Annotated in this window: 27 protein-coding genes and 1 pseudogene; 25 read left to right on the top strand and 3 right to left on the bottom strand. The window is 35.3% G+C overall.

Features of this window, described 5'->3' with window-relative positions; genetic code table 11:
• Positions 1 to 19 precede the first annotated feature (19 nt).
• The 10 genes and pseudogenes from MHB55_RS07670 to MHB55_RS07715 all read left to right on the top strand — a co-directional run bounded on the left by MHB55_RS07670 (position 20) and on the right by MHB55_RS07715 (position 9,407).
• Entirely contained in the window at positions 20 to 883 is an 864-nt protein-coding gene (locus MHB55_RS07670; RefSeq protein WP_340862915.1) for an alpha/beta fold hydrolase, read from the top strand.
• Positions 884 to 912: 29 nt separating this feature from the next.
• A pseudogene (locus MHB55_RS07675) lies at positions 913 to 1,479 on the top strand (GNAT family N-acetyltransferase).
• 1 nt (position 1,480) lies between these two features.
• On the top strand, positions 1,481 to 1,681 hold the full coding sequence (locus tag MHB55_RS07680; protein ID WP_340862916.1) for a hypothetical protein: 201 nt from the start codon (positions 1,481 to 1,483) through the stop codon (positions 1,679 to 1,681).
• 30 nt (positions 1,682 to 1,711) lie between these two features.
• On the top strand, positions 1,712 to 2,368 hold the full coding sequence (locus MHB55_RS07685) for a hypothetical protein (protein WP_340862917.1): 657 nt from the start codon (positions 1,712 to 1,714) through the stop codon (positions 2,366 to 2,368).
• Positions 2,369 to 2,386: 18 nt separating this feature from the next.
• Positions 2,387 to 3,211 carry an SDR family oxidoreductase gene (locus MHB55_RS07690; RefSeq protein WP_340862918.1) on the top strand — a complete coding sequence of 275 codons (825 nt, stop codon included), beginning with the start codon at positions 2,387 to 2,389 and terminating at the stop codon, positions 3,209 to 3,211.
• A gap of 291 nt (positions 3,212 to 3,502) precedes the next feature.
• Positions 3,503 to 4,960 carry a D-alanyl-D-alanine carboxypeptidase/D-alanyl-D-alanine endopeptidase gene (gene dacB / locus MHB55_RS07695; RefSeq protein ID WP_340862919.1) on the top strand — a complete coding sequence of 486 codons (1,458 nt, stop codon included), beginning with the start codon at positions 3,503 to 3,505 and terminating at the stop codon, positions 4,958 to 4,960.
• A gap of 161 nt (positions 4,961 to 5,121) precedes the next feature.
• The gene (locus MHB55_RS07700; RefSeq protein ID WP_151110424.1) at positions 5,122 to 6,825 is read left to right on the top strand and encodes a peptide ABC transporter substrate-binding protein; all 1,704 of its coding nucleotides are present in this window, start codon (positions 5,122 to 5,124) and stop codon (positions 6,823 to 6,825) included.
• A gap of 425 nt (positions 6,826 to 7,250) precedes the next feature.
• Entirely contained in the window at positions 7,251 to 8,006 is a 756-nt protein-coding gene (locus MHB55_RS07705; RefSeq protein WP_144538163.1) for an SDR family NAD(P)-dependent oxidoreductase, read from the top strand.
• Positions 8,007 to 8,213: 207 nt separating this feature from the next.
• A complete protein-coding gene (locus tag MHB55_RS07710; protein ID WP_151110422.1) occupies positions 8,214 to 8,765 on the top strand; it encodes an SUKH-4 family immunity protein in 552 nt (183 codons plus the stop codon).
• Positions 8,766 to 8,807: 42 nt separating this feature from the next.
• On the top strand, positions 8,808 to 9,407 hold the full coding sequence (locus tag MHB55_RS07715) for an NUDIX hydrolase N-terminal domain-containing protein (protein ID WP_340862920.1): 600 nt from the start codon (positions 8,808 to 8,810) through the stop codon (positions 9,405 to 9,407).
• A 582-nt stretch (positions 9,408 to 9,989) separates the two neighbouring features.
• Here the strand turns inward: MHB55_RS07715 and MHB55_RS07720 are convergent.
• Positions 9,990 to 10,883, bottom strand: a complete 894-nt coding sequence (locus MHB55_RS07720) for a 3-hydroxyacyl-CoA dehydrogenase (RefSeq protein ID WP_340862921.1) — start codon at positions 10,881 to 10,883, stop codon at positions 9,990 to 9,992.
• A 240-nt stretch (positions 10,884 to 11,123) separates the two neighbouring features.
• Between MHB55_RS07720 and MHB55_RS07725 the strand changes: the two genes are divergently transcribed.
• The 7 genes from MHB55_RS07725 (at position 11,124) to MHB55_RS07755 (ending at position 16,415) form a co-directional block, all read left to right on the top strand.
• Positions 11,124 to 11,552: a GNAT family N-acetyltransferase gene (locus MHB55_RS07725; protein WP_191696344.1), complete on the top strand. Its 429-nt coding sequence runs from the start codon at positions 11,124 to 11,126 to the stop codon at positions 11,550 to 11,552.
• Between the two features lie 19 nt (positions 11,553 to 11,571).
• A complete protein-coding gene (locus MHB55_RS07730) occupies positions 11,572 to 12,354 on the top strand; it encodes a GNAT family N-acetyltransferase (RefSeq protein ID WP_340862922.1) in 783 nt (260 codons plus the stop codon).
• Between the two features lie 319 nt (positions 12,355 to 12,673).
• Positions 12,674 to 13,450 (top strand): NUDIX domain-containing protein, encoded by a 777-nt coding sequence (locus tag MHB55_RS07735; protein WP_144538169.1) that lies wholly within the window; start codon positions 12,674 to 12,676, stop codon positions 13,448 to 13,450.
• A gap of 62 nt (positions 13,451 to 13,512) precedes the next feature.
• On the top strand, positions 13,513 to 14,058 hold the full coding sequence (locus tag MHB55_RS07740; protein ID WP_144538170.1) for an isochorismatase family protein: 546 nt from the start codon (positions 13,513 to 13,515) through the stop codon (positions 14,056 to 14,058).
• Between the two features lie 29 nt (positions 14,059 to 14,087).
• A complete protein-coding gene (locus tag MHB55_RS07745) occupies positions 14,088 to 15,560 on the top strand; it encodes a nicotinate phosphoribosyltransferase (RefSeq protein ID WP_340862923.1) in 1,473 nt (490 codons plus the stop codon).
• A 19-nt stretch (positions 15,561 to 15,579) separates the two neighbouring features.
• Positions 15,580 to 16,194, top strand: coding sequence for a nicotinate (nicotinamide) nucleotide adenylyltransferase (nadD, locus tag MHB55_RS07750; RefSeq protein ID WP_144538172.1), 615 nt, complete (start codon positions 15,580 to 15,582; stop codon positions 16,192 to 16,194).
• A 53-nt stretch (positions 16,195 to 16,247) separates the two neighbouring features.
• Entirely contained in the window at positions 16,248 to 16,415 is a 168-nt protein-coding gene (locus tag MHB55_RS07755) for a GNAT family N-acetyltransferase (protein ID WP_340862925.1), read from the top strand.
• 205 nt (positions 16,416 to 16,620) lie between these two features.
• Here MHB55_RS07755 and MHB55_RS07760 read toward each other — a convergent pair whose 3' ends face one another.
• Positions 16,621 to 17,238, bottom strand: coding sequence for a hypothetical protein (locus tag MHB55_RS07760; RefSeq protein ID WP_340862926.1), 618 nt, complete (start codon positions 17,236 to 17,238; stop codon positions 16,621 to 16,623).
• A 229-nt stretch (positions 17,239 to 17,467) separates the two neighbouring features.
• Positions 17,468 to 18,010 carry a helix-turn-helix domain-containing protein gene (locus tag MHB55_RS07765; protein ID WP_151110398.1) on the bottom strand — a complete coding sequence of 181 codons (543 nt, stop codon included), beginning with the start codon at positions 18,008 to 18,010 and terminating at the stop codon, positions 17,468 to 17,470.
• 187 nt (positions 18,011 to 18,197) lie between these two features.
• Here MHB55_RS07765 and MHB55_RS07770 point away from each other — a divergent pair, with 187 nt between their 5' ends.
• The 8 genes from MHB55_RS07770 to MHB55_RS07805 all read left to right on the top strand — a co-directional run bounded on the left by MHB55_RS07770 (position 18,198) and on the right by MHB55_RS07805 (position 26,744).
• Positions 18,198 to 18,452, top strand: coding sequence for a PLD nuclease N-terminal domain-containing protein (locus MHB55_RS07770; protein ID WP_154311046.1), 255 nt, complete (start codon positions 18,198 to 18,200; stop codon positions 18,450 to 18,452).
• On the top strand, positions 18,433 to 19,341 hold the full coding sequence (locus MHB55_RS07775) for an ABC transporter ATP-binding protein (RefSeq protein WP_151113714.1): 909 nt from the start codon (positions 18,433 to 18,435) through the stop codon (positions 19,339 to 19,341). Before MHB55_RS07770 ends, MHB55_RS07775 begins: the two co-directional genes overlap by 20 nt.
• Entirely contained in the window at positions 19,338 to 20,117 is a 780-nt protein-coding gene (locus MHB55_RS07780) for a hypothetical protein (protein WP_154311045.1), read from the top strand. The genes MHB55_RS07775 and MHB55_RS07780 overlap by 4 nt, the downstream gene beginning before the upstream one ends.
• A gap of 41 nt (positions 20,118 to 20,158) precedes the next feature.
• Positions 20,159 to 20,860, top strand: coding sequence for an ABC transporter ATP-binding protein (locus MHB55_RS07785; RefSeq protein WP_340862927.1), 702 nt, complete (start codon positions 20,159 to 20,161; stop codon positions 20,858 to 20,860).
• A gap of 121 nt (positions 20,861 to 20,981) precedes the next feature.
• Complete coding sequence (locus MHB55_RS07790; RefSeq protein ID WP_340862928.1) at positions 20,982 to 22,421, top strand: hypothetical protein; 1,440 nt, start codon at positions 20,982 to 20,984, stop codon at positions 22,419 to 22,421.
• A 20-nt stretch (positions 22,422 to 22,441) separates the two neighbouring features.
• Positions 22,442 to 22,825, top strand: a complete 384-nt coding sequence (locus MHB55_RS07795) for a GntR family transcriptional regulator (protein WP_151110392.1) — start codon at positions 22,442 to 22,444, stop codon at positions 22,823 to 22,825.
• A 231-nt stretch (positions 22,826 to 23,056) separates the two neighbouring features.
• Positions 23,057 to 24,607, top strand: coding sequence for a histidine kinase N-terminal 7TM domain-containing diguanylate cyclase (locus tag MHB55_RS07800; RefSeq protein WP_340844329.1), 1,551 nt, complete (start codon positions 23,057 to 23,059; stop codon positions 24,605 to 24,607).
• 373 nt (positions 24,608 to 24,980) lie between these two features.
• The gene (locus MHB55_RS07805) at positions 24,981 to 26,744 is read left to right on the top strand and encodes a ribonuclease YeeF family protein (RefSeq protein WP_340862929.1); all 1,764 of its coding nucleotides are present in this window, start codon (positions 24,981 to 24,983) and stop codon (positions 26,742 to 26,744) included.
• The last annotated feature ends 6 nt before the right edge of the window (positions 26,745 to 26,750 follow it).

Consider the following 26,750-nt stretch of genomic DNA (forward strand, 5'->3'; position numbering starts at 1 on the left):
GGACAGTTGATACAAATCAATGGAAAAGAACTTTGAAGAAAGTAAGACCTGTGACAAAGCTGTCTTATTTCTTCACGGCGGACCAGGAGAGAGCTGCTTTGATTTTTCTTATCACCAGACAAGTAGGTTAGGCAGTCGCTTTAGATTAATTACTTTAGATCAACGTGGTGTTTGTAGGTCGGAGGCTATTAAAATAGAAGAATCTTTTTGTCTAGATAATTTAATAGAAGATTGTGAGGAGCTTCGAAAACATTTGGAAATACAGGAGTGGTCTATTATTGGACATTCTTTTGGAGGCTATCTAGCTGCACTTTATGCTCATCGCTACCCCAATTCAATTGAAAAAGTTATTTTTGAAGCTCCAACTTTTGACTTTGAACTGACAGGAAAGGCACTCCTCAGTAAGACGGCGGATTTATTTGAAAAATATAAACAGCCAGATCTTCAAGAACAGTGCATGGAATTGGCTAAAAGCTCTTATTCGCCAAGATTGCTTGTCGAAGGATATATGGAGCTTAGCTCTTTTTTAAATGATAAAAGAATGGAAATATATACATCTAATTTTGATAATACTACCGATTCAACTGTCTATACAGAGAGCCAATGGGAAATATTTTATGATAAATCAGAAATTCATTTTAATCGTTTGAGAGAAGAAGGAAGTATTTTTAAATCAGCCTTACACTTGCTTAAAGAAATAAATATACCTTGTTTATTAATCTTAGGCGAGCATGATGTAGTGACTTGTCCTATTCAAATAGAAGTTTTTAACAAAGATTTACGACAGGGTGAAGTGGTTTTAATAGAAAACTGCGGACATTCCCCACATTATGAAACGCCAGAGCAATACTGTGAAATTGTAACAGAGTATTTGTTGAAATAAATTTTTTTATGGAAGCTGAGGATTTTAATATGGATCAATTATTTACAATAGATTGTGGTGAAATATTATTAAGAGAGTTTTCAATTGAAGATGTCGGTGCTATTTATTAACTAACATCACAACCAGAGGTTTATGAATTTTTACCTGATTGGCGTTCTACAAAAGAACAACGAGCAAGCTGGGTTACAAACTATGAAATTCCATCAAATCAATCTTTTTTGTCAGCAGTGCCAAATATTGATGATCAAAACTATTTAAAGTTAGGGATTATTTTAAAGAAAAGCGGAAAATTTATCGGTTTTTGCAATACAGGTTTGAAGGAGGAGCTCCCCGAACAAAATCGAGAAATAGCTTATGCAATATCCAAGCATTATCGAAAGCGTGGTTATGCTTCAGAGGCTGTAAAGGGATTAGTCCATTATTTGTTTACATATACAAATGTTCAACTACTAAATACGGTAGTCCTTCCTCGCAATCTTGGATCGCTCAAAGTTATTCATAAATGTGGTTTTTGCTTTAAAGGAACTATCCAAATAGATTCTGAACAACATGAGCATTATACGATAACAAAAGAAGACTGGCTGAGAGGTTATTGAAATGAATATAGTACCATCAAATGAACACATAAATAGTTGGATACAACAATATGTACCAGAATTAGATTTCTTTTTTATTAAAGAATCGGACTTACTAGAATTGGATAAGTATCTTTTTGAAGTGCTAATTATACCGAAGAATGAATTTTTCAAGCACACTTCTTATAATGATATTCAAATTGTGAATAGCTACGAGTATTAGAACATAGCAAATGATGTTCAATATATTATAATGGCGAAATCTGAGTGGTTTAACAAACTACCGAAAGACCAAAAAAATATGTTAAATAAAAGGCAAGTAGAAATAAATAGAGGATTAGTTTTACCTTTAAATAATACAAGCAGTAATATTTCAGAAGATCATTTGGTATTCAAAAATAATAAAACATACATAGTAGTTCAAAGTAAAATGTGGAACTCTCTCTCTTATCAGTTAAAAGTAGAGATGCTTCTGGAATATGCAAAGAAATGGGATAGTTGGTCTTGTTCGGAGTTGCCAGAAAAAGCTCCAATACATTTAAAACAGTTTGCAAATACTTTTCCCTATAAGGCGGGAAGTAATTGCTTATCCGCAACATTATTCGCTGCCACGCAGCATGAATGGATGATACATGAATGGGTACATCCACAAACATTTCTAGAAGGGATTAAGAAGGCGGGGTACTTAATTCATGAAGGAGATGTTGAAGATACTGACATTATTACTTGGATTAATGCAGAAGGAGTTATTCAACATGCCTCTTACTGTATAGGTGATAAGCTCTTCTTCAATAAAAATGGTCAAACCTTCTTTAATCCTTGGAAAATAGTAGAATGGACTAAACTTAAAGAAGAATGGAAGAAATTCAATACAAGAATCTATAGAAAACCTTATAATAACCAAATCTAATAACAAGGGAAAGACATGATGAAAATACTAATATTAGGTGCTACAGGATTTTTGGGCTCTACTCTATATCGAAGGGCTTTAGAAGATGACTCGCTAACCGTTGTAGGAACCTCTAGATCACTGAAAAATGAAATAAATTTAATGCATGTAGATGTAACAGACAAACCTTCCATTGTACAAGCTATTAAGAAGAGTATGCCGGATGTAGTAATATGGTGTCTTATGAGTATGGAGGCAGAGGATCAACTAATTCACGTGGGATTGAAAAATGTCCTAGAAGAATTAGAAAGTACCACCAAGCTAATCTTCGTATCTACCGATGCAGTATTTGTGGAAGGGAAAGGCAGCTATAAGGAATTGGATCCTACCGGTTTGTTGCCTAAAGAAGCCCGGCTAGCAGTATATGTGAATGCTAAACATGAGGGAGAAAGATATGTTATGAATACTCATCCAAATCATGTAATAATTCGAACAGGTCCTTTGTATGGCGATATGAATAAATTAGACAATCGAACAGACCAAATAATAAAGAACATTAAAGATGATAAACCATTCCATGCGTGGGCAAATGTTTATAGATCCTTTGTGAATGTGGATGACTTATCTAATGCTATTTTAGAGCTAGCTAAAAATGATGTGACGGGAATATTACATGCTGGGCCGTTAAAGAAGGATAGCTATTATTCTTTTTACAAAAAACGTTTAGAGCAGCTGGGCTTGGATAGCCCACTTTTTCTTCCGAAAATGGTCTCGCAGGAGGAATCTCCTTATCTTTCCTTTGATACATCATTAAACACCGAAAAGATTCATCAACTGCTTTCAACTACTTTTCGAATCATTTAATTACATTAAGCTGAACGGTCATAAAAAATTTTATACGGTCATAACAAAACGAATTACTAAAAATCTACTTTTTTATCGTGCAGCAAACGTAACTACTTCTATTAAAAAGTGAAAAAATCACCACTAATACAAAAGACGCGTTATTCAGAAAGTGTATATAGGCTTATCGAATGAGTGAGGCTACATTAAACTCAATCGAAAAGCCTGTTTTTTATTCCATTGAAGGAAATTTTTTCTTTATGAGGAATATGACCCTTATCTATCAATGAAAATTAGAAGAGGGGGAAGGTTATGAGGAAAAAGTGGACAAGCCTAATGATGGCTTGGGTATTATTTGTAAGTTTACTTGGAATGGGACAGGTTGCTCAAGCAGAAGAACCGTTCGTTTTGACTTTGGATGAGTCTATTTCAAAAATTATTGATGAAAAACTGACAGGTGGAGAGGTGAGTATCGCGGTTATCGATCGGATGACTGGTGAGGCTGTGTATGACTATAATGGTCAAACTCCTGTCAAACCAGCTTCGAATATGAAACTAATCACCACTGCAGCAGCACTAGACATTCTTGGAGAAGATTATCGTTTTAAAACAAGCTTATATACTAGTGGTAAGCTGTCTAACGGAGTTCTCAAAGGGGATGTATATCTTCAGGGGCAAGGAGATCCTACTCTTATGGAGGAAGACTTAAGACAATTTGCGCAAGCTTTAAAAGCAAAAGGTATTCAATCTATTGATGGAAGAATTGTTGGTGATGACAAATGGTTCGATGATGATTTGTTAACTCCAGGTATATGGGAAGGTGATGAATCGTATTACTATGCAGCTCCAATTTCTGCATTGACTACATCACCAAATGCTGACTATGATTCTGGAACAATTATCATAGATGTAAGTGGTTCGGCTATCGGAAATGCTCCTTTAGTAAAAGCAACTCCTTATCTTGGAGATTTAGAAATAGTCAATCAAGCTCAAACCGTTGCGGCGGGTCAAAGCAACACCATTACCATTGAGAGATCTTATAGAACAAATCAAATCATCATAAATGGTAACCTACCGATTGATAAAACCAAAAGAGAATGGGTAACGATGCTTCACCCTACTACTCATACGCTCACAATGTTTCAAGAAATACTAGAAGAAGAAGGTATAGAGTACAAAAAAGAAAAACTTTTTAGAGCAGCAACTCCTAAAAGTGCTACTCTCATCTCGGTGAAAGAATCTATGCCATTGAAGGAATTACTTATTCCTTTTATGAAGCTAAGTAATAATGGAATTGCTGACATTTTAGTAAAAACGATGGGTAAAGTAGAGGGACATCATGGAAGCACGAAGGCAGGTTTAAAGGTAATTGAGCAATACGGCAAGTCCATCCAATTAAATATGAATGACTGGAAGTTTGAGGACGGGTCCGGAATGTCTCATGCAAACTCGGTCTCTAGCTTTGCTATTAGTGACTTGCTATATAAAGTGCAAGGGGAAGATTGGTTCAATACTTATTTTAATAGTCTTCCTATAGCTGCACATCCTGAAAGAATGGTAGGAGGTACATTAAGAAATCGATTGAAGGATTCGCTCACTTCAGGTAAGGTTTTTGCCAAAACTGGATCTTTAACTGGAGTTAGTACACTTAGTGGTTATTTAGAAGGCAGTAGCGGTCAACAATATATATTCAGCGTATTAGTACAAAACAAATCCGGTGTAGTGACTGCAATAGATGAAATTGTAAAGGAAATGGCTAGGGAATTATAAATTATAACGGTGAAATAGAGAAGCTAGTAAACGAATGTTTGCTAGCTTCTTCTTTACTAAGGAATTAAGCTGAAAGAATGAGTGAAATCTGAAAAAGTATTGATTTTTTAGAATTTTTAAAATATATTAATATAGTTACAGTACAAAAGGGGGAAAATTATGTGAGGAAGATTAATAGAAAGTTATTATGTGTGTTTTTACTTGTCTTAAGTATTTTGTTAGTTGCATGCAATCAAGAAGAAAAAACAGAAAGTAGTACACCAAAAGAGCCTGAAACTACTGAGGGAAAGGATTCTGGTGAGCTTGATGAGGCACAAGAGTTAAATTTAGTTGCAGGTGCTGAAATTCCATCGATGGATTCTGTTTTAGCGGACGATGCAGTTTCATTCAATTACTTAAACAATGTTATGGAAGGTCTTTACCGATTAAATCAAGAGAACATTGCAGTGCCTGCTATGGCTGAGGGAGAACCAGAAGTTTCAGAGGATGGATTGACCTATACGTTTAAATTACGAGATGCAAAATGGTCAAATGGTACTTCAGTTACTGCAAATGATTTTGTGTTTGCTTGGAGAAGAGCGATTGACCCAGACACAGGCAGCTCATATGGACCTTATATGATGCAGGGATTAATAAAAAATGCAACGCAAATTTCAATGGGTGAGATGAGCAAGGAAGAATTAGGTGTGGAAGCAATAGATGAGAAAACATTGAAGGTAACTCTAGAAAGACCAGTGCCTTATTTTAGTTCGTTAATGGCATTTGGAACTTTTTATCCTCAAAATGAAGAGTATGTAACAGAGATGGGAAGTTCATATTCTTCTAATTCTGATAGTCTTATATACAACGGACCATTCGTATTGACTGAATGGGATGGGACAGGCTTATCTTGGTCACTAGAGAAAAATCCAAATTATTGGGATGCGGAAGTTGTTCAGTTAGACAAAATTAACGTGGACGTAATTAAAGAAACTGCTACATCTGTTAACCTATACGAGAATGGTGAAAAAGATCGTGTTGGTTTATCCGGTGAGTTTGCTCTTCAATATGCCGATCATGAAGAGGTGCTACAAGAGCTAAAACCGACAATATTCTATTTGAAGCTGAACCAAGAGCGTGATGGACAAAAGACTGCTCTTTCAAATGTGAAAATCCGTAAAGCAATCGCAATGTCCTTCAATAAAGAGGATTTGGCATCTGTGATATTAGCTAACGGCTCTATTCCAGGAGATTTCCTAGTTCCTAAAGGATTAACTTTTGATGAAAATCAACAGGATTTCCGTGAAATTAACGGGGATATGGCTAAGTACAATCCAGAAGAAGCTACTAAACTATTTGCAGAGGGAATGGCCGAGGAAGGATTGACGGAATTAGAATTAGAATTGGTCGGTAATGATGGTGAGCTAGCTCAAAATATGGATGAATATTTAAAAGCTCAGATGGAAGGTAATCTTAAAGGATTGACTGTCAAGCTTATACCAGTCACTTTCAATGTAAAATTAGATAAAGACGCAGCACAGGATTACGACATTCAAAGTACAGGCTGGGCACCTGACTTCCAGGATCCAATTACCTTCCTAGAATTGTTTGTCACGGGCTCACCACAAAACAATATGTCCTATTCAAACCCCGAGCTGGATAAGCTCATTGACCAAGCAAAAAATGAACTTGCATTGGAGCCAGAGGCACGTTGGGAAGCACTAGCTAAAGCAGAGAAAATTATAATGGAAGAAGATGCTCCAATTGCATCCATGTATCAATCAGGGCTTATGTCGCTACAAAAACCATATGTGCACGGAATCATATCTCATCCGTTTACAGGTGACTATAGCTATAAATGGGCTTATATTTCAGGAAAAGAATAAGAAACTAAGAGTGTCTATCCGTCCCTAGGATATTCACTCTTTTTTATTTAGAGGATTAAAACCTTAGTTTTCTACATAGTCTGCATATTTGCAAATTGGGGGGAGAATATAATAATATGGACTATTTACTTAAACTAATTAGGCAAAAAATAGGAAGGTGCCAAAGAGGGTGAACCAACTAGGTTTGCGGCCTCCGGAGACACTACCATATAGTCAGAAAGTTTATAAATGGAGACTTAAATATGCTTCTGCAATCATTGCCAAAAGCCCAGAAGATGAAGTATATATGGAAAAGAGAATAAGTAACGCAAATAAATTCTCCTTTCAAAATTTAGCGGATAACTTTTATACTTCTAAAAGCGATTTAATGGAGATTTTATTGTTAAAGTAGTAGGATTTAATAGATAAGTTAAGGAGGCAATATAATGGACAAACTTAAAGATAAGGTAATTATTGTTACTGGTGGCGCTGGAGGTATTGGACTTGGTATGTCCAAGGCGATGGCTAGAGAAGGAGCAATATTAGCAATCGTGGATGTTAACGAAGAGGCTGGACAAGCAGGTTTAAAAATACTTCAAGAAATCTCGCCTAAATCTATGTTTTTAAAAGCGAACTTAATGGATAGAGAAAATCTTCCATCTATAGTTACAGCTGTAGCAGAAAAATACGGAAGAATTGATGTTTTAGTAAATAATGCACATGCATCTAAACAGGTGACAATTGAAGAAACGACGCAAGCCGATCTTGACCTGTCATTTGGAACAGGATTTTACCCAACCTTCTATCTAATGCAGGCAGCACTCCCTTACTTAAAGGAATCTAAGGGAAATGTTATTAACTTTGCTTCTGGAGCAGGTTTAAATGGACACGAAACACAAGGTGCTTACGCTGCTGCCAAAGAAGCGATTCGTGGAATTTCCAGAGTAGCTGCCAATGAATGGGGTCGCTTCGGTATTAATGTAAACCTTATTTCCCCTATTGCAAACTCAGAAGGCGTACAAGCATGGGCGAAAGCACAACCAGAATATTATGAAGCCGTTCGCAGCAAAATTCCCCTTGGTCGCTTTGGTGATGTTGAAGAAGATATCGGTCGTGTAGCAGTATTTTTAGCAAGTGAGGATTCTCAATATATCACTGGCCAAACAATTATGGTTGATGGCGGATCTATAATGCTTCACTAAATAAATAAAGAAAGTCAGTGTGATAATTACGTCGCTCTGGCTTTTTTTGTTTATTAACAAGTGAATGGAAGCTCCGCAAGGTTCTCTTTCGTTTCTGCAAGGTTTACTCCACTCTTTATTCTATCCATTATAAAGAACAAGGAAATAGGAACAATTTGTAGAATTATACTAGGTGGCTAACAAAAATGCATAAAGGAGTAGACAAAATTGGAACTAAACGAAAATATACATAATTATAGATTTGATGAAAATGAATATGAATGTTTAAATGTGGAGCTATTTACTAATTCAAACGGTTTTCTATTAGATGTAAAAGAATGGACTATAAAAAATGATTGGTCTTTATCAACATTAGATAATGATTTCAAAGAAAACTTTCTAGCTAGCTTAGAAAAGTTCCAACCATACTTAGTTATTGCTGAAAATAGCAATACCGGAAATTTAATTACGATCTCCCAGACTACAAGTGAAATATATGAGCTTGAGCACGAAATCACGGAAAGAGTAGAAAAATATTTTGTAAATTCCTCATTAGATAGCTGGTTTTCTTGTTTGAAATGTTTTAAAAAGTACTGGCTTTTAATAATAGAAACAGAAAACGAAGAAAAGTTAAAATGCATCTTTAATGAACTAAAGGATAAATTAATGAAATTAGATGAAAGAGTACAGATAAATGAGGATAATTATAATAGACAATTTTGGAACTCCTTGTATCACGATAATTTAAACTTTTTCATTGAGAGACTTAGAGAAAAATAGATTATCTCGATAATATTTACTAATAAAGGAGGGAAATAATAAATGGAAAATCGATTATCTTTATTAGATCAAATTCGATCAATAGCTCAGCATGGTCTTCATTATGCTAATGATCCGTATGATAGAGATAGATATGAAATGCTACTCACCCTAGCAAGCAAAGAATATTCGGAAATTGTTGAAATTAAAGAAAGCATTATTAAAGATAAATTTTTAAAAGAGCTTGGACATGTAACGCCCAAGGTCGGAGTAAATGGTGTGATTTTTTCAGAAGATAGAAAAATTCTTTTAGAGCGTCGAGCAGATGATGGAACATGGGGCATTATTGGTGGTTGGTGCGAAGCTGGCGAAAGTCCTCAAGAATCTTTAAAAAGAGAATTTTTAGAGGAAACGGGTTTAACTGTAAAGGTTAATGAACTTATTGATATATTTACAAGAAAGCCTGGAAACCTTGGACAGCCACATACTTCCTATCACCCGCTTTTTGCTTGTGAAATTATGGGGGGGAAAATGCAAAAATCATTTGAGAGCTTAGAGCTGAAGTTTTTTCACTTTAATGAGGTGAAAAATTGGCACGGTGACCATTATGAAATGGCGAAGAGGGCATATGAATCGAGTATTAATAATGGGGAAATTATTTAATTGCAACGAATAACTAAACCAGCCTCATAAACAAGAGCGGTGAATGGATTGTAGTAAAATATCGGGGGATTGTCGTAAAGTAAAGCTCGATTGTAGTAAACGAGCGCTAGATTGTCGTAAAGTAGCTCCACAAACATGATCAGGAAATGGATTGTAGTAAAATATCGGTGGATTGTCGTAAAGTAGAGCCTCATTGTAGTAAACGAGCACTAGATTGTCGTAAATCAGCCTCACAATCAAGAGGTGTAAATGGATTGTAGTAAAATAATGAGGGATTGTCGTAAAGTAGAGCTCGATTGTAGTAAACGAGCGCTAGATTGTCGTAAACCAACCTCACAAACAATAGCGAGAAATGGATTGTAGTAAAATATTGAGAAATTGACGTAAAGTAGCGCCCCATTGTAGTAAACAAGCGTTAGATTGTCTTAATAGTCTTTAGGATTTGGATTCCAGTAATACTCCCATGTATTAGATAGTGAGGAATAGGTGAAAATTCACATAGATAAGCTTTAATTTCCCTATCAGAGGAAATGGCAAAGAACCAAAGAAAAAGAAGACTGAAGAACAGTCTTCTTTTGGAATTTATTTTAGGAAATTTGGGTCTTCATATTTTGGGTGTGGATAATCATAGAATCCTTTACCTGTTTGTATGCCAAGTCTGCCTTTATCGATTAGCTCTGTTTTAAAGTATTCTGCTATTTTAGCCTTTTGATCATTACCTGATTTGGCTTTTTCAACTGCTATATTATAAGGTGTGTTAAGCCCAATAATATCTAGAACGCCGAAGGGACCTCTCGATACTCCCATGCCAGCCATCCATGTCTTATCAACTGTTTCAGGGTCTGCAATACCATTAGCTACTAAATTTTGAGCAGCGTCTAAAAATGGTACTAATAAGGAATTTAAAATATATCCAGGTTGTTCTTTGTAAATAGGAAGAGCAATCATATTTATAGCTTTAGCAAATTCAATAATTTCTTCAAATACGCTAGCATCTGTTCTATCATGCTTCATAATCTCGGCTGTGTTGTTTACCCAAATTCTATTAGCGAAGTGCAAGTGAAGGAATTTTTCAGGGCGACCTGTAAATTCAACAAGCTGACTAGGAATCATTGTGGAAGAGTTAGATGCTAAAATTGTTTTTTCTGGTGCAATCTTTGCCAATTTTTCATATAATGCTTTTTTGATGTCTAAAACCTCAGGGACTGCTTCAATTACTAAATCAGCATCCTTAACTGCTTCAGCCAAATCAGTAAACAAAGTTAAACGTTCGTAAGCAGCATCAACTGCCTCTTGGGTAGTCCCTAAGTCTTCTTTATAATCTGCTTTCAATCCAGTTAGTCTTTCCTTGGCTCTCTCTAAAGCCTCATCATTAATATCATAAACGGAAACGTTAAATCCGTTAAAAGCAGTTTGAAATGCTATTTGACTTCCTAAAACTCCACTTCCAGCAACCATAACTTGTTTAATATCCAAACTATTCTCTCCTTCATACAGTCTAATAACTAATAGTTATTTTCTAAATTCTACGTAATATACATCTCAAATTCATACAATCAACTTTCTCAATTTTGCTTATCTAAAATATATCCCCTAATTAATTGGAAAATTTAAAGAATAAAGTATTTATCATTCTGTAGTCATGTTAAAATTAGATAAGAATCAATTTACCAATTTTAGGATTTATCGACTTTATTAAAGAAGAGGTGAGAACATATGGAACTACGAATGATAAGAGAAGATAATAATGAATCTAAAAAAAATATTAATGAACGATTGTATTATTTTAATCTTGCACACTTTCCGGAGGATTTAAGAGGTAGGTATGAAGAGGTTAACATTTTTTTAAAGGATGAAAATGATAATGTACTTGGAGGGATTTTGGGAGAAATCTGCTGGAATTGGCTAGAAATTCATGTTTTGATAATGGATGATTCGCTACGGAATAAAGGATTTGGTACAAAGTTGTTAATGGAAGCAGAGGAAATTGCTAAGGAACAAAAATGTGACTTTATCAAATTGGATACTTTAAGCTTTCAGGCGTTAGACTTTTATAAAAAACATGGGTATGAAGTATATGGAACTCTTCCTAACGTAGGTAGGGATTTTAACCATTATTACTTGAAAAAAGATTTATTGAATTAAAAGAGATAGGAGTAATTTAATGACCATGCAGAATATACATGCACTAGACATTTCATATTGTGAAACATTTTCGAGAAAAATAGATAAGCCTTGGGGAATACTATTTTATAATGAAAATCAGCCTAATTACTATGACGCAAATCATGCAAGGATAATGAATGCTTGTGAAGAGCCTCAAAAAGTAGTTGAAGAGACAACAAAATTCTATCAATCAAAAAATATTGTTCCTAGATTTTATATTTATGATTTAGTAAATCAGCAAAATTTACTTTCCGAATTAAAATTGAGAAATTTTAAATATGAAGAAATGATTAGCCCAGTTCAATTATGGGATAACAAAGAACTTAATATACCACCTAATCCTATGGTGACGATTGAAATAGTTACAGATGAAAACTATAAAGAAGCACTAAAGATAGAAGGTAGCATTAAAGAGTTCGGTGGCATTGAAGTAATGGAAAAAGTTTTTGAGGAGCAGTTTAATCATCCAGCTTTCACTCATTATCTTCTCCGTTACGATGGTATTGCCTGCTCCACTGCTTGTATCTTTGAAGATGGCAATCAAGCTAGAATGGAAAGTGTTGCTACATTAGAAGCCTTTAGAGGTAAAGGATTAATCGGTCAAATCATTGATTATATCCAGCAAGAGATAAAGAAAAAAGGGATAGAAATGCTTTGGGTTTTGCCGATAAATGAAGCTATAGAAAAGGTCTACCAAAAATATGGATTTGAAACAGTCGAAAAATACATATCAGGTCACGCGTTTTTAAGTGGGAAAAGCATTAAAGAAATTCAAGGATAAACCTAGGTAAATAGGAAATATAATATTATTGGCTTGGTTCATTTTAATGAGCTAAGCTTTTTGGACGGATTTTAGGCTTTCTGCAAGGTTTATGCTTGTTTCCGCAAGGTTCTCCCCGCTCTTTGCATGTTCTGTTTGTCTCCCACAATCCTTAGTGGGCAATTCGTATACAAGAATTGGTCACTAAAAAATTTCCAAGCTGTTTCTTTTGTTTGACTTTTCAGTTGACTTTTTTATTTCCAGATATTACAATACAATAAGGATTAACAAATCGTTAATCAAAAAATGAATTAAATCGTCTTCGAAAGGAGTGCTAGATATGTCTAACGAAGAAGCGTTAAAGCAATATAATATTAGTAAATATAAAACCCCTGATGGCTATACATCGGACATTGCGGTTTTTACCATCATTCCAGAAAACAAGGAAGAACACAAACCACCAAAAATGTCACTAAAACTTATGCTAATTCAGAGAGCGTTCCTCAATGCAGAGGGAGAGACAAATATAGAAGCGGGAAAATGGGCGCTTCCTGGAGGGTTTGTCCAAGAGGATGAAACAGCTTTGGAAGCTGCTAAAAGAGAGTTAGAGGAAGAAACCGGTGTAGCCGATGTACTGATTAAACATTTCGGGGTGTACGACAAACCTGGTAGAGACCCACGCGGATGGATTATTACGAACGCACACTATGCAATTGTTCCCATGGATTACCTTTCTAAAAGAAAAGCGGCAGATGACGCAGCAGAAGTTGAGTTATATTCCATTGATGAAGTATTAAACCTTAAGTTAGCTTTCGATCACCAGAATATTATTACAGATGCTATTCGAATAATCACTAATGATTTGCTTCAAACAACGGTGGCTAAAAACTTCTTGCCGAAAAATTTCACTTATTCGGAGCTGCAAGCGGTACTAGCAACGGTAACTGATGAACCAAGTATACTGAGCGAACAATCATTTGCTCGCAAGATTAAGACCCTTCCTTTCATTCAAAAAGTGCCAGGCAAAAAGACACAAAGGACTTCTAAGTCACCGGCGGCTCTATACGAATTTTTGGAGATGGATATTATAAAGTCAATTTATACGGCTAGGTATTAATTTTTTTAATATTTATGATTAACATTTTGTTTGTCAATAACATTAATTAGGAGGAAGTTAAAATGAAAGCACTTATTAACATTGATTACACAAATGATTTTGTTGCAATGGATGGAGCTTTAACATGTGGTAAACCAGGGCAAGAAATTGAGCAAGAAATTATACGCCTAACAGAATCTTTTCTTCAGGAAAATCATTACGTAGTATTTGCGATTGATCTACACAAGCAAGGAGATCCCTATCACCCCGAAACCAAATTATTTCCTGCCCACAATTTAGAAGGAACAGAGGGTCGTAAATTATATGGTGGACTGCAAGAGGTATATGAAAAGCATAAAAGTAGTAACCAAGTGTATTGGATGGACAAAACAAGATACTCTGCTTTCGCTGGGACAGATTTAGAAATAAAACTACGCGAAAGAGGGATTACTGAAGTTCATTTAGTAGGAGTATGTACCGATATTTGTGTGCTTCATACTGCTATGGACGCTTACAACAAAGGCTTTAAGATTGTCATCCACAAGGAGGCAGTTGCTAGCTTCAACCAAGTGGGACATGACTGGGCATTAGGGCATTTCCAAGGCTCTTTAGGAGCAGAAATTATTTAATCGAATTTAAAACTAGGAGGTTTTATTAAATGGAAAGGTTATATAATGACGATAGCTTGGCACTTCATACGGACCTTTATCAAATAAATATGGCACAAACGTATTGGAAAGATGGATTTCACAATCAAAAATCTGTGTTCGAAGTTTATTTTCGAAAGCTTCCCTTTGGTAACGGCTATGCTATTTTTGCCGGTCTAGAGCGAGTAATCCAATTTATAAACAACTTCCATTTTTCTGAGACAGATATCGATTATTTAAGAGAACAGGGCTATGAAGAGGAATATCTAAATTACTTAAAAGGTCTTCGATTCACTGGTACTTTGAGAAGTCTAAAAGAAGGAGAGCTGGTTTTTCCGAATGAACCCATTTTGCGCATAGAGGCTCCACTGGCAGAAGCTCAGCTGATTGAAACTCCAATTTTAAACATCATCAATTTTCAAACGCTTATTGCAACTAAGGCAGCACGAATCAAACAAGTAGTTGGAGATGATACAACTTTAGAATTTGGTACACGTCGTGCTCAAGAGATGGATGCGGCTATCTGGGGCACAAGAGCTGCTTATATTGCAGGTTTCAATGGGACATCTAATGTCAGAGCTGGAAAACTGTTTGGTATCCCTATTGCCGGTACCCACGCTCATTCATTGGTTCAGGCTTATATTGATGAATATTTAGCGTTCACCAAGTATGCCGAGAGTCATAAGGACTGTGTATTTTTAGTCGATACGTACGACACATTGAAGTCGGGTGTGCCGAATGCTATTCGAGTAGCAAAAGAGCAGGGGGACAAGATTAATTTTAAGGGTATTCGGTTAGACAGTGGCGACTTGGCCTATTTATCAAAAGAAGCAAGGAAGATGCTGGACGAAGCTGGGTTCAAAAACACAAAGATATCTGCCTCTAATGATTTAGACGAGGAAACCATTATGAACCTCAAAGCACAAGGTGCAAAAATAGATACATGGGGAATTGGAACAAAGCTAATCACTGCTTTCGACCAGCCTGCATTAGGGGCTGTTTATAAGCTTGTTTCTATAGAAGGAAAAGATGGGGAGATGGTGGACACTATCAAAATTAGTGCGAACCCAGAAAAGGTTTCGACCCCTGGCCTCAAAAAGGTTTACCGAATCATTAATCGAAACAATGGAAAATCAGAAGGTGACTATATCGCATTGGAAACAGAGGAACCTCAAAACGAGGAGAGATTAAAGATGTTCCATCCGGTCCATACATTTATCAGCAAATTTGTGACCAATTTCGAAGCAAGGGAATTGCATCATACGGTCTTTCAAAATGGAATTCTTGTTTACGATCTTCCTTCCATTCAAGAAATTCGAGAAAATGTTACCGAAAACTTGGAGCTGCTTTGGGATGAATATAAGCGCCCACTTAACCCGGAAGAATATCCAGTTGATTTGAGTCAAAAATGTTGGGATAACAAAATGACTCGAATTGCGGAGATTAAAGAGAAGACTCATAAAATGATGAAACAAAAAAATTAGATTTGCAGGAGGAAACAATATGGCTAGGATTGGAATCTATGGTTCATCCTTTGATCCCATCACGAATGTCCATTTATGGACGGCGAGTACAGTGGGACGTAGGTGTCGTTTGGATAAAGTAGTCTTTTTACCTTGCTCGCATAAGAGAAGGGACAAAGAGATGAATGTTGCAGATAGTCATCGTTGGAATATGATATTACTTGCTATCGAAAACAACGAAAATTTTGAAGCGGATGACTATGAGATGAAACAGGAAGCTTGGAATGCAAATACTTATGAAACGATGAAGCATTTCAAAGAAAAATATCCAAATGATGAAGTGTTTTTCATTATGGGAGCTGATTTACTGGTAGACATAGGCGCTGGTAAATGGCAAAGAGGAGAAGATCTTGTGAAGGAAAACAAATTTATCGTTATGGCAAGAGATGGAATCGATATGCTAAAAGTAATCAGCAAATCACCTATCTTAAGAAACAACGATGAAGGCTTTCACCTCATAGACAAAGGCCTAGCAATGGAAATCAGCTCTTCCTATATAAGAGATGAGTTTGCAATGGGTGGGGAGCCAAGATATCTTCTTCCAGATAATTGTTACCAGTACATTATAGATAATTTACTTTATCAAAGAGAATAGATAGAAGACGCCTGTATTATTGTAACAGGCGTCTTTTTAAGTTTAAGCAATGTATGACTGAGATGGCAACTAAAGCAATAGAGGAACTACAAGAAAGAGTAAAAGAGCTTGGAATGGATTCAATTGGATTAAGTGTATTTGGTAACAATAAAAATGCACAAAGACTTTATGAAAAAATGGGCTATACATCCTCATCAATAACCATGTATAAGTTGTTGTAACTTTATTTATAACTTATCTTATTCAACATAGAAATTTGCATTTATCACTAAGCAATAGTCGGAACAAATAAGAAAACCTCTTGTTTGATGTGCTCGGGGACCACCATCAAACCAAATCATCCCCGATATGATTAACTTGTTAGCATAGTCATACTAAAGATTTGCTTTCTCGGAAGACAAAACACCCCACATAGGGGGTGTTTGTTCAATCCTCTTTCGGTATATACAGCTTCACGTTGTAATAGCCTTCTAGGAAGTGAAGCGTCCCTTCAGGAGCAATGGCTTCCTCTAGGTACTGATAAGTTATATACGGTTCGGTCAATCCTTCGACACGCACACGCTCCACATTAAGACGAAGCTTTTCCCCATCTGGAATGTCCCCACCGCTCAGCTGATAGGAATACAGCTTGCGCGGAGGGTCAGTGAAGGAAACCATCTCAGCACGCATGGAATTAATTTCCTTGTACTCATCAATCTTTAGGGTCACCAGTGGAAATGTAAGGATATAGTTCTCTTCTACCTGTTCCTCCCAATCTGTGATATGTTCCTCCTCATAGGAGTCCACGATGACCCATAGGTAGAATCCGCCAAAAACGGTAGCAAGAAGGGTTATAAAGAACACCCCGACGAAGGCAAACAGACTGATCTTCCGAAACAAGAACCACATCAATATTAATGCTAGTACGATAAATGCTCCCCCGATGATTAACCAGCGCTCCGTAGAAGACAGGATAAGCGCCTCCTCGTAGGTACGTAACACATCTGCTTTTGTAATATCTTTTCCCCCTTTTTTTGTCCGTAAAGAGTAGCAACGTTTCTCCATCCTTCTCTATAAAGGATACCACGGAAAGAGGGGGGAAATCTAAAAAAGTTAAAATGATGGTTTTGTGTTATATTTTTACAAAATAAGTCATCAGGAACCTGAGCACTTACTTTCAATAATGCTCAAATGGGCGAAGGGACAGCCGATGCTCTGCTATCTCACTGGCGTCTGCATTTTCCTGAGCGTCCCTTGAAGCATGTGCAATCCCTCATGCAGGTATCGCTTAAATCTAAAGCTTAGGAATTATGTTAACTGCAACGGTTTTATTGTTTGTTTTCTCGTTTGAGTTACTCATTTTATAATATTTTATCATTAGATTGTTTAGTTCATTTTGGAAAAGCGTAAATTGCTCATCAGATAAGGCCAATTCTATTAATGAGAATGTGGCTGTATCTTCAACGTTTTCCTTATCCTCTAGTAAAGTTAAATAATTTTGATATTGGGATAGTAAAACCAATTGATAGTTGGAAATATAATTTAATTTTTGTTCCTTTGTAAGGCTCTTCCAATCTTCGTCATTTATACCTGCTGCCTCTTCTTCATTAAGAGCATAAAATTTTTCAATGACGGATCTTACCTTCCTTTCCTTGACGATCTTTATGATACTTTCATCCAACAAAATTTGAATATGGCGATATAAGGTTGCTTGTGGCACATCTTTAATAATGGCAATCATTTCTAATGTACTTACGCCTTCTTCTTTATTTTTCATTAGAGCTTGTAATATTTTCATTCTCACGGGGTGCATTATGACCTCTACTTTGTTACGCATAATTAGTTCCTCCTACAAGTTAGATGTGATGTTATCAATATTTAAAGAGTTTCATTCCTATAACAGAGAACATTATCAAAAAATATAAAATAAAATTTTAGAAATGTACAGTGAAAAAAGTTATTGAGTTTGGTTAATTCTTCTGTTATCGTTATCGATAATGATAACAGAATGGAGTGAAAAAATCATGCAATTACACTTTGGAATAAATGAAATTTCAGAAATTGATTGGGGATTCTTTTTGCCAATTATAATTCCTTTTTTTCTTGTAACACTTTTATTGATAATGATTGCCTTAATTGATTTATATCGTCATAGATCCACGAGACAAAATGTGTTTCTTTGGACATTGTTAATAATCTTCTTTAATACTATTGGACCTATTTTATATTTTGTGATTGGCAGAAGGGACGTAAATGAACATGCGATTAGAAATAAATAATATTACTAAAAGGTTTAAACATAAAACGGCTGTTCATCATTTTTCAATGGAGATGGATTCAAACGAATGTGTAGGTCTAATCGGTCCAAACGGTGCTGGTAAGTCTACCCTAATACAAATCATTGCAGATATTCTAAATGCTGATGAAGGTAATATTTTGCTAGATGGAAAAAAAATCTCTACAAAAAAAAATCAGATTGGTTATTTACCGCAGTATCCAAATTTTTTCTCATGGATGACTGCTTATGAAACCTTACTATTTATGGGGACATTATCAGGTATTGCTAAAAACATATTGCAACAAGATATTCCTCTTATTTTAGAAAAGGTAGGACTAGCAAATGAGTCTCAAACTAAGGTAGGGATATTTTCAGGTGGAATGAAGCAGCGGTTAGGTATTGCACAAGCCCTCCTACATAAGCCAACAATAATAATCATGGACGAACCTGTATCTGCACTCGACCCAATAGGGAGAAGAGAAGTTTTGAATTTGATGAAAGAAATAAAAAAGGATACGACAATATTATTATCCACACATATCCTGGGAGATGCAGAAGAAATCTGTGAACGATTTGTTGTCATAAAAAACGGTCAGAAAATTGAAGATGCAACAAAATCAGATTTACTAAATCGAAATCAGGAAAGCGCTATATACATAGCTATTCCAAAAGAAAATTTTAAATGGTTACAAAAAGTTGACCAGTTGCCTTATGTTAAGAAGATAGTCAGCTATGAAGACGGGTTTAAAATATTCGTAAATGAACCAGAAGTAAATGCTTCTCAATTATTACAATTTGGTTTGGATGAAAAAGTTTGTTTTACAAAATTTGAGATAGGGATGAAAGAGAGTCTTGAAGAAATCTTTTTATCATTGGTGGTGGATGTATGAATACGTTTATAGCATTAAGTAAAAAGGAAATCAATCAAATGATTAGCGAATATAAAATTATATGGCTACCAATAGTTTTTGTCCTGTTAGGGCTTACTCAGCCGATTATGATGTATTATTTGCCACTTATTTTAGAAACCCTTGGTGGAGTGGAGGGTATTATTATTGACCCTACAATGACAAAACCTATGGGTAGTGAAGTACTTGCTTCGACACTTAACTCACAGTTTGATCAGTTAGGGATTATTGTTCTGGTAGTTGCTGTAATGAGTGTGATTCAATCTGAGAAAGCAAATGGAATGCTGGCATTTATTTTGACGAGACCAGTTTCTATCTCCTCTTATATAGGAAGTAAAATATTCACCCATTATTTGTTGGCAGTTCTTTGTATTGCAATTGGTTACACCGTGTCCTACGGCTATACTGCTTACTTATTTACGCCGATTCCTATTTCGCAAATGATTTTAGCGTTTGTTCTATATAGTATTTGGGTGTTATTTGTCATTACATTTGTAGCCATGATGAGTACATTTTTTACTAGCCCTGCGTTTATCGCATTGATAAGTATTGTTTTTCTTTTAATAAGCCGTTTATGTGCAGGTTTACACCCAATAATAGATACTTTTAATCCGGCAAGTATGAGTCTTCGAGCTACAAGCATTCTTATAACAGGTGAACTGGGTGCTAGTTGGGCAATTGATATTATAGCAACACTCCTCATCATTTTTGTAATGATGACTATAATGCACTACTGGATTGCCAAAAAGAAATTTTAATAAATTAAGGAGAGTACAACAGTGAAGGAAGGTAGGCGTAGGTGCTAACTATTCTAAATTTAACCAAAAAGTTTGGTAAACAGGAAGTTTTAAAAGGCGTAGATTTACAAGTGAAAAAAGGAGGAATTTTAGGATTTGTTGGCGCTAATGGTGCTGGGAAGACAACTACATTACATTGTATCACGGGGTTGGAAGAGCAAGACGGTGGAAATATAGTGATAAATAATATACCGAAAACTCATGAAACAATATTTAAAAAGCAGTTTTATTTTATTCCGGATACAATTCATGTCTTTAAAAATATTTCTGCATACGATTGGATACATTTTGTTTTAAAGCTCTATGAAAAATTAGATGAAGAAAAGTTAGATTACTATATAAAGTCATTTGAAATGCAAAAGAGTATTTATAAACCAATGGGAACTTATTCCTATGGAATGCTTCACAAAATGGCATTGATAGCAGCTTTCACGATTAGTCCACCTATTATCATTATGGATGAACCGTTAAATGGTTTAGACCCTTTTGCTGTGCTTGTCTTTAAAAATTGCTTGAAGGATTATGTGGAGAATGGAGGAACCGTGATATTTTCTACTCATTTACTGGATGTTGCAGAGAAAATCTGCGAATCCATAGCATTTTTAAAAGAGGGTAGGATCGTATTGCATGAGTCTGTAGAGAGTTTGCTACTAGAAGGAAATTTAGAAACTACTTTTATGGAGATACAAGCAAATGAAGTTTAATTTTCAACTAGTGAGATTTTTTATTGCTTCGAGCTATTCAAAGCCCCAGCAGCTACCTATATATATTATGTTAATCATAGCTATATTTTATTTAGCTTCACAGTACCTAGGGGTTAATATAATGATTTACTTTTTAGGAACTTCTAAAGAATATTTGTTTTTCAATCTATTTATTTCCATGGCATTAACTTATCTATTGACAGCTTATTTTGCCGTTTCAGTTGTATTTAATCAGCGTGATTTTAATATCTTATCTAGTCTTCCTATTTCACCAAAACAAATAGTTAAAGCAAAAATTATAAGTGGGCTTGCTTTTCCTATAATTATAGTTGGAACGTTACAAATACCAATTTATTTATTATTGTTTTATAAATATGAGATATGGGAAATTGTCCGAGCGGTGATTATTCTAACTCTTATAAATGTAATGACAGCATTATTTATTTTATTTATATTGTCTATTTCGAACCGCTTTAGAAGACTATACTCAAGTTCCTTATTGTACTTCGTGACAAATACATTATTAGTCGTACTAATTGGAGTAAGCCCAATTATGTATTTCTTTGAAATAATAAATACTGATATAGTGAGTCTTCAATTCTCATCTATGTCCGACATAATCACTACTTTATCAAGTTCGCTTAAAATGTACTATAGTTTTTCAATTCAAGAGCCACTTATAAAAGTTATAGTAACTCCACTCTTATCCAAAGTTAGCATGATAGATTTTCTCGTTATAGTCAGTAGTCTAATGGTAATCTGCGTGCTCTTTTTCATCTCTACAGTAAAGAATACAGCAGTTAACTATTACAAAAATGGGTTGCTAGAAAATAGTGTAGAAAATATGCCTAAGGTTAAGATATACAAAACGGAAAATATTTGGTCATATTACTTACAAAGAGAGTGGTGGATTATTCAATCAGAGCCATATTTTAAATTGCAAGTGATTTTAAGTTTGTTTTTAGCTCCACTATTCACCTTTATCTTTCTCATTGTAGCTCAGATGGATTTATTGAAGACGGAGTGGCTAATCGACAAAGAACTTTATATATTTGGATATATGATTTTGTTTGTAAGCTGTGTGGACAATATTAGTGGTACGCCATATTCGAGAGAGGGAAAGAATTATGCTTTTAGTATTGTACTTCCTTTAGATCGCCGAAAGGTTTTTCTTTCAAAAGTTGCAACTTCCTCGTTTATTAGTATCGTTTCCGTTGTAATCAGCTATATTATTTACCTGTTGTTTGGAAAAGTCGATATTCTCAGCTTGTTGCTATTATTTATTACATTAGTCTTAATTATTTGTTATAACTTACTGTCTCCTATTCATGATATGCGACATCCGTTAGTAAACTGGAAAACACCATCAGAAGCTGTAAAATCGAATCCTAACGTTTTAATCAGCTTAGTATACGGTTCTCCAATATTAATATTTATTGCCATCTGTCATTTCTGTTTACTCGCGTTCAATGTTTCTCAATGGATAATGGCGATTATCATTGCACTCTTAACAGTAGCAATTACAATGTTCACATTTATAAAGGTAATGCGCTCTATTTAAATATGAAAGGAAGGAGAGAAATGAATGTAACTTTAGACCCGAGCAGCAAGATTCCTCTTTATCAACAGCTTGCTCAGCGACTCATATTAGAAATGGCTAAAGGAAATTTGAAAAATGGCGATCGATTACCATCTATTAGAGACTTGGCAATCCAAGCAAATATTAACCTACATACCGTTCATAAAAGCTACAAAGAACTTCAGAATAAAGGTTTGATAGTAGTGAAGCCTAAATCTAAAGCTTTTGTTTTCACTGGAAAATCAAGTCCTCCAAAAGAAAATAAACTGTATCATATCACTTCTAATCTTGAATCCCTTTTAGCAGAAGCATATGTAATAGGATTAGATAAAGAAGAGTTACAACAATTATTCAATCAAATCATTCAAAAATATTCTTTTTCATAACATATTTTTTTGTAAGTTTTATAGCAGAAAATAATCCCTATCCTTCTTATCGTTTTTAAGCGTTAAGACAGATAGGGATTTATTAATGAGTAAAGAGCTCATCTCAATGAATAAAAAAGTGGTTTCCCCTTTACATTGGTGGCAAAAAATAGCAAAACAGTCTCTAGTCATTGGACGTTAATCTACTATATAATATATGTACAAAAGATAAATTGGAACGGAGAAAATTTCTTGACACACATTCTGGTAGTAATAATGGCAGGGGCAATAAGTTTGTTTCTTAGCTTATATATACGAGTCAAAGCTAAGGATGCTCCAGGAGTAAAGCCGTATATTTTAGTTACATTACTGTCATCGATTTTCACTTTTGCTTATGCCTTTGAATTAGCAAGTACCTCTTTAAAGGAAATGAAGTTTTGGCTTGGTGTAGAATATCTTGCCATGCCTTTCATACCTGTATATGTTCTTTTTATGTGTTTAGAGTATGTAGGACGCAAAATAAAAACATGGAACTATGCTCTTTTCATCATTCCCATCACTACTATATTTATGATGCAAACGAATGACCTTCATCATCTTTATTATAAATCTATGAACATTAATAATGAAGGACCATTCCCATTGTTAAAGCTAGAATGGGGGCCTTGGTTTTATATTCACGCCGTTTTCCTATTTGTATGCTTAACTCTATCTGTCTTCGTATTGCTACGAGAATACCGTAAATCTTTATTTTTGTTTCGTATGCAAATATTATTGATGGTTGCAGGTTTTATTACCCCAATAATAGCGAATTATTTTTATTTAAACGACTGGAGCAAAGGTATTGATCTTGGTCCTATTTCTTTGAGTATCGCTTTTATTTTTCAAGGCGTGGCTCTTATATCCTTACAAATGTTCAATGTCGCTCCGATTGCTAGGGAGAGTGTATTTGAAAGTTTAAAGGAAGGAGTAATTGTTTTAAATCAAAATAAGGTGATAGTTGACTACAATAAGGCTGCATTATTTTTAATCCCTCAGTTGAGTAACCATCATATCGGTAAATCGATAGCAGATGTCATCGATGACCCTATACTGAAAGGAAAATTAGATGAGGAATTAGAGTTCGATTATACTAGCTTACTAGAGGATCGAGCTATTCACTTTCGGATTAATTTTACAGAAGTGAAGAATAAAAATGGAGTACAGGTTGGTAAGATTATTACCTTTATGAATGTTACGGAAAAAGTGCAAATGGAAGCGAAACTAAAACAATTAGCAAGCCTAGATGGCCTAACAAACGTGTTGAATCGAACATTTTTTATGAAAAAATCTGAAATGCTATTTGATGATTTAATGTTGGATGGAGGGAATATATCTATTGTAATGTTTGACATTGATTATTTTAAAAGGGTAAATGACACATATGGACACGAGGCTGGAGATATAGTCTTGACTAGAGTCACAAGTATAGTAAAGGAAAAATTACGTTCTGTAGACTATATGGGTCGTTATGGTGGAGAGGAGTTCATTATTTGTATGCCTGAAACTACATTAATGGAGGCCACTAATAGAGCGAATATAATTCGAAAAGCAGTTGCAGAAAGTTTAACGACTTTTAATAAAGTGGAAATTCAAGTGACATCAAGTTTTGGGGTATCCCATGCACTTTTGGAAGTAGGAGAGGAAAGTTACTCCATTCAACAATTAATAAGAGAAGCCGATCAAGCGTTATATGCTGCCAAGCATAAAGGTAGAAACTGTGTAGAGTTTTACAGTGCAGATGAACTTTTGCTGCAAATTTAATGAATATAACTTTTTAAAATTGAGTGCAAGTGAGTAAACAGATGATCTGTTTGCTCTTTTTTTCTTTGTAAAGAACTAAGCGCATATGTATTTATTTAAGCTATCGGAATAGGTTTTTATACAAAAAAATAAGTATAAAGACTTGTGTGAGATTAATACAAAAGATTTAAATGTACAGAAAACTAATGCTCCTTCTGAATTATTTTAAGAGAAAAGGCAATTTAACTCTTTACGTTTCTTTGGAATAAATGGAATATTATAACTAACGAAAGGTTACTAGAGGAGGAGAAAATATGTCTAGTGGTAGGGAAATATTGTATAATAAAGAGAACAGGCAATCCTTCCTTGTGCCCAGTATGTGGAGTGCTTGCCTATGAAAATATTAGACGTAGACTTACTTCAAGATGGGCTAAAACGAAATATGGCTATGCTGGAGCGCCTGAAAACCGAGACAGAGAATATAGAAAGAACAGTAAGCGGCTTAGTTGAAATGGACGAACTGTTAAAGGGAGAGGGAGGCTATGCTATCCGCGATTTCTATGCAGAATGTCACCTGCCCTTTCTACAATTCTTTCAGCTGTTTTCAGAAACCTACAGACAGAAGCTACAACAAATAGAGTCTGCACTACAATCACTGGAGCCAGATTCGGCTGGATACATAATGCAAGAATTTCTAGAGGGAGAGCTGGAGCAGGGTCTAACACTTATCGGTAACCTGACGGAAGCCCTCACGAATGAGGCTAACAGTATAATGGATAGTGTCAGTGATATCGTGTCCTTGCCGCATCTCGATGACAGTGCTGTCCAAGAGGGTGTCATTACTTCCAAAAAGAAGCGGGATGACACCGTTCAACAGTTGAATGAGTTCGATTACTCTCAGACAGTATCATTAAATCCTGTGGAACAAGATATCCAGACGATGGACACATGGCTAACGGATATAGAAGGAATGTTTCAAAGCGGTCTAACCGATGTCCATTTTCAGTCTAGTCATTGGGGGGTATTAGCTTCACGGAACACTTTGAAATTGGAATTAGAGGCACGTAATATTCAGGTTACAGGAAACACAATTGTACAAACAAAGAACCATGACTTGACTACCATGTTTTACACTTTTCTAACAGGCGCACTTCCGCTTCAATTTGGCTACGGAGGGCTTATCCAAAAAACCAATGCTTTATATGGTCCTAGTATTCTAGGTTTTGCCAGTCTGCCTATTCATACAAACAGTGTAGATATAAATAAAAACGTTCAAAATGAGACGAATGAATTGGACGAAATTTATGCGGCAATGTTACAAAGTAATCCAGAATTGGCCATTGATCATCCGTCTTCAGGCCAGACGTACACTGCTAATGAACCCATTACCTATGAGGGAATGAGGAAAGTGCTAGGAGGAAACGGGTCAGGAACGCCGGATGGATTGTTTGGAATGGGCCTAGGTTTGAAAATAGTGGGTGAAATAGTTGTAGAAGAATTCGTGTTAGATGATCTTTTCACCGTATTTGACCCAGATGCTTCGAGAAGAGAAAAAGGTGTAGCACTATTATCTCTTACACCAGTAGGAAAATTAAAAAAAGTAGCTGAAGGGGCAAAGGAAGGAAAGGATATTCTAGAGCATATCATCGAAGCTCAAAAAAAAGCCGATAAAGCAAAAGATACGTCAAAGGATGCTAATAAATCCGTGGGGGATGTTGAGGTTAAGGGTACGGATAGTTCTATCCAATATGCTGAATCTGGCGGAAGAAATATATCCCCAGAGCAGTTCTTCAAAGAAGAAGCTATTGCAGAAGAGATGTATGAAAAATTTAGGAATTTAGGAACAGAAGACGTGAATGCTATCGCTAAAAATACGGGCTTTTCTGTTGCTAGAGTACAAAGGATTAAAAATCATATTTTTAATAACTCCCATATAAAGGATCACGGATTTGGGAGATTTGATCCGGACTTCGAACTAGCTCAAGCATGGCAAAGATTGATTGATGGGAAACAAGTAGATTCTGATATACAATTGTTACATCACGAAATTTTCGAATCAAAATTTGAGAGTATATTCCAGACTAATTATAGAACAGCTCATGACAAAACAATAGAATCTGGAAGGCTTTGGAATTGGGAGAAAAACAATGAGGAGTGAAGATTC

This window comes from Psychrobacillus sp. FSL K6-1267, assembly GCF_038003265.1.
Classification (GTDB): Bacteria; Bacillota; Bacilli; order Bacillales_A; family Planococcaceae; genus Psychrobacillus; species Psychrobacillus faecigallinarum.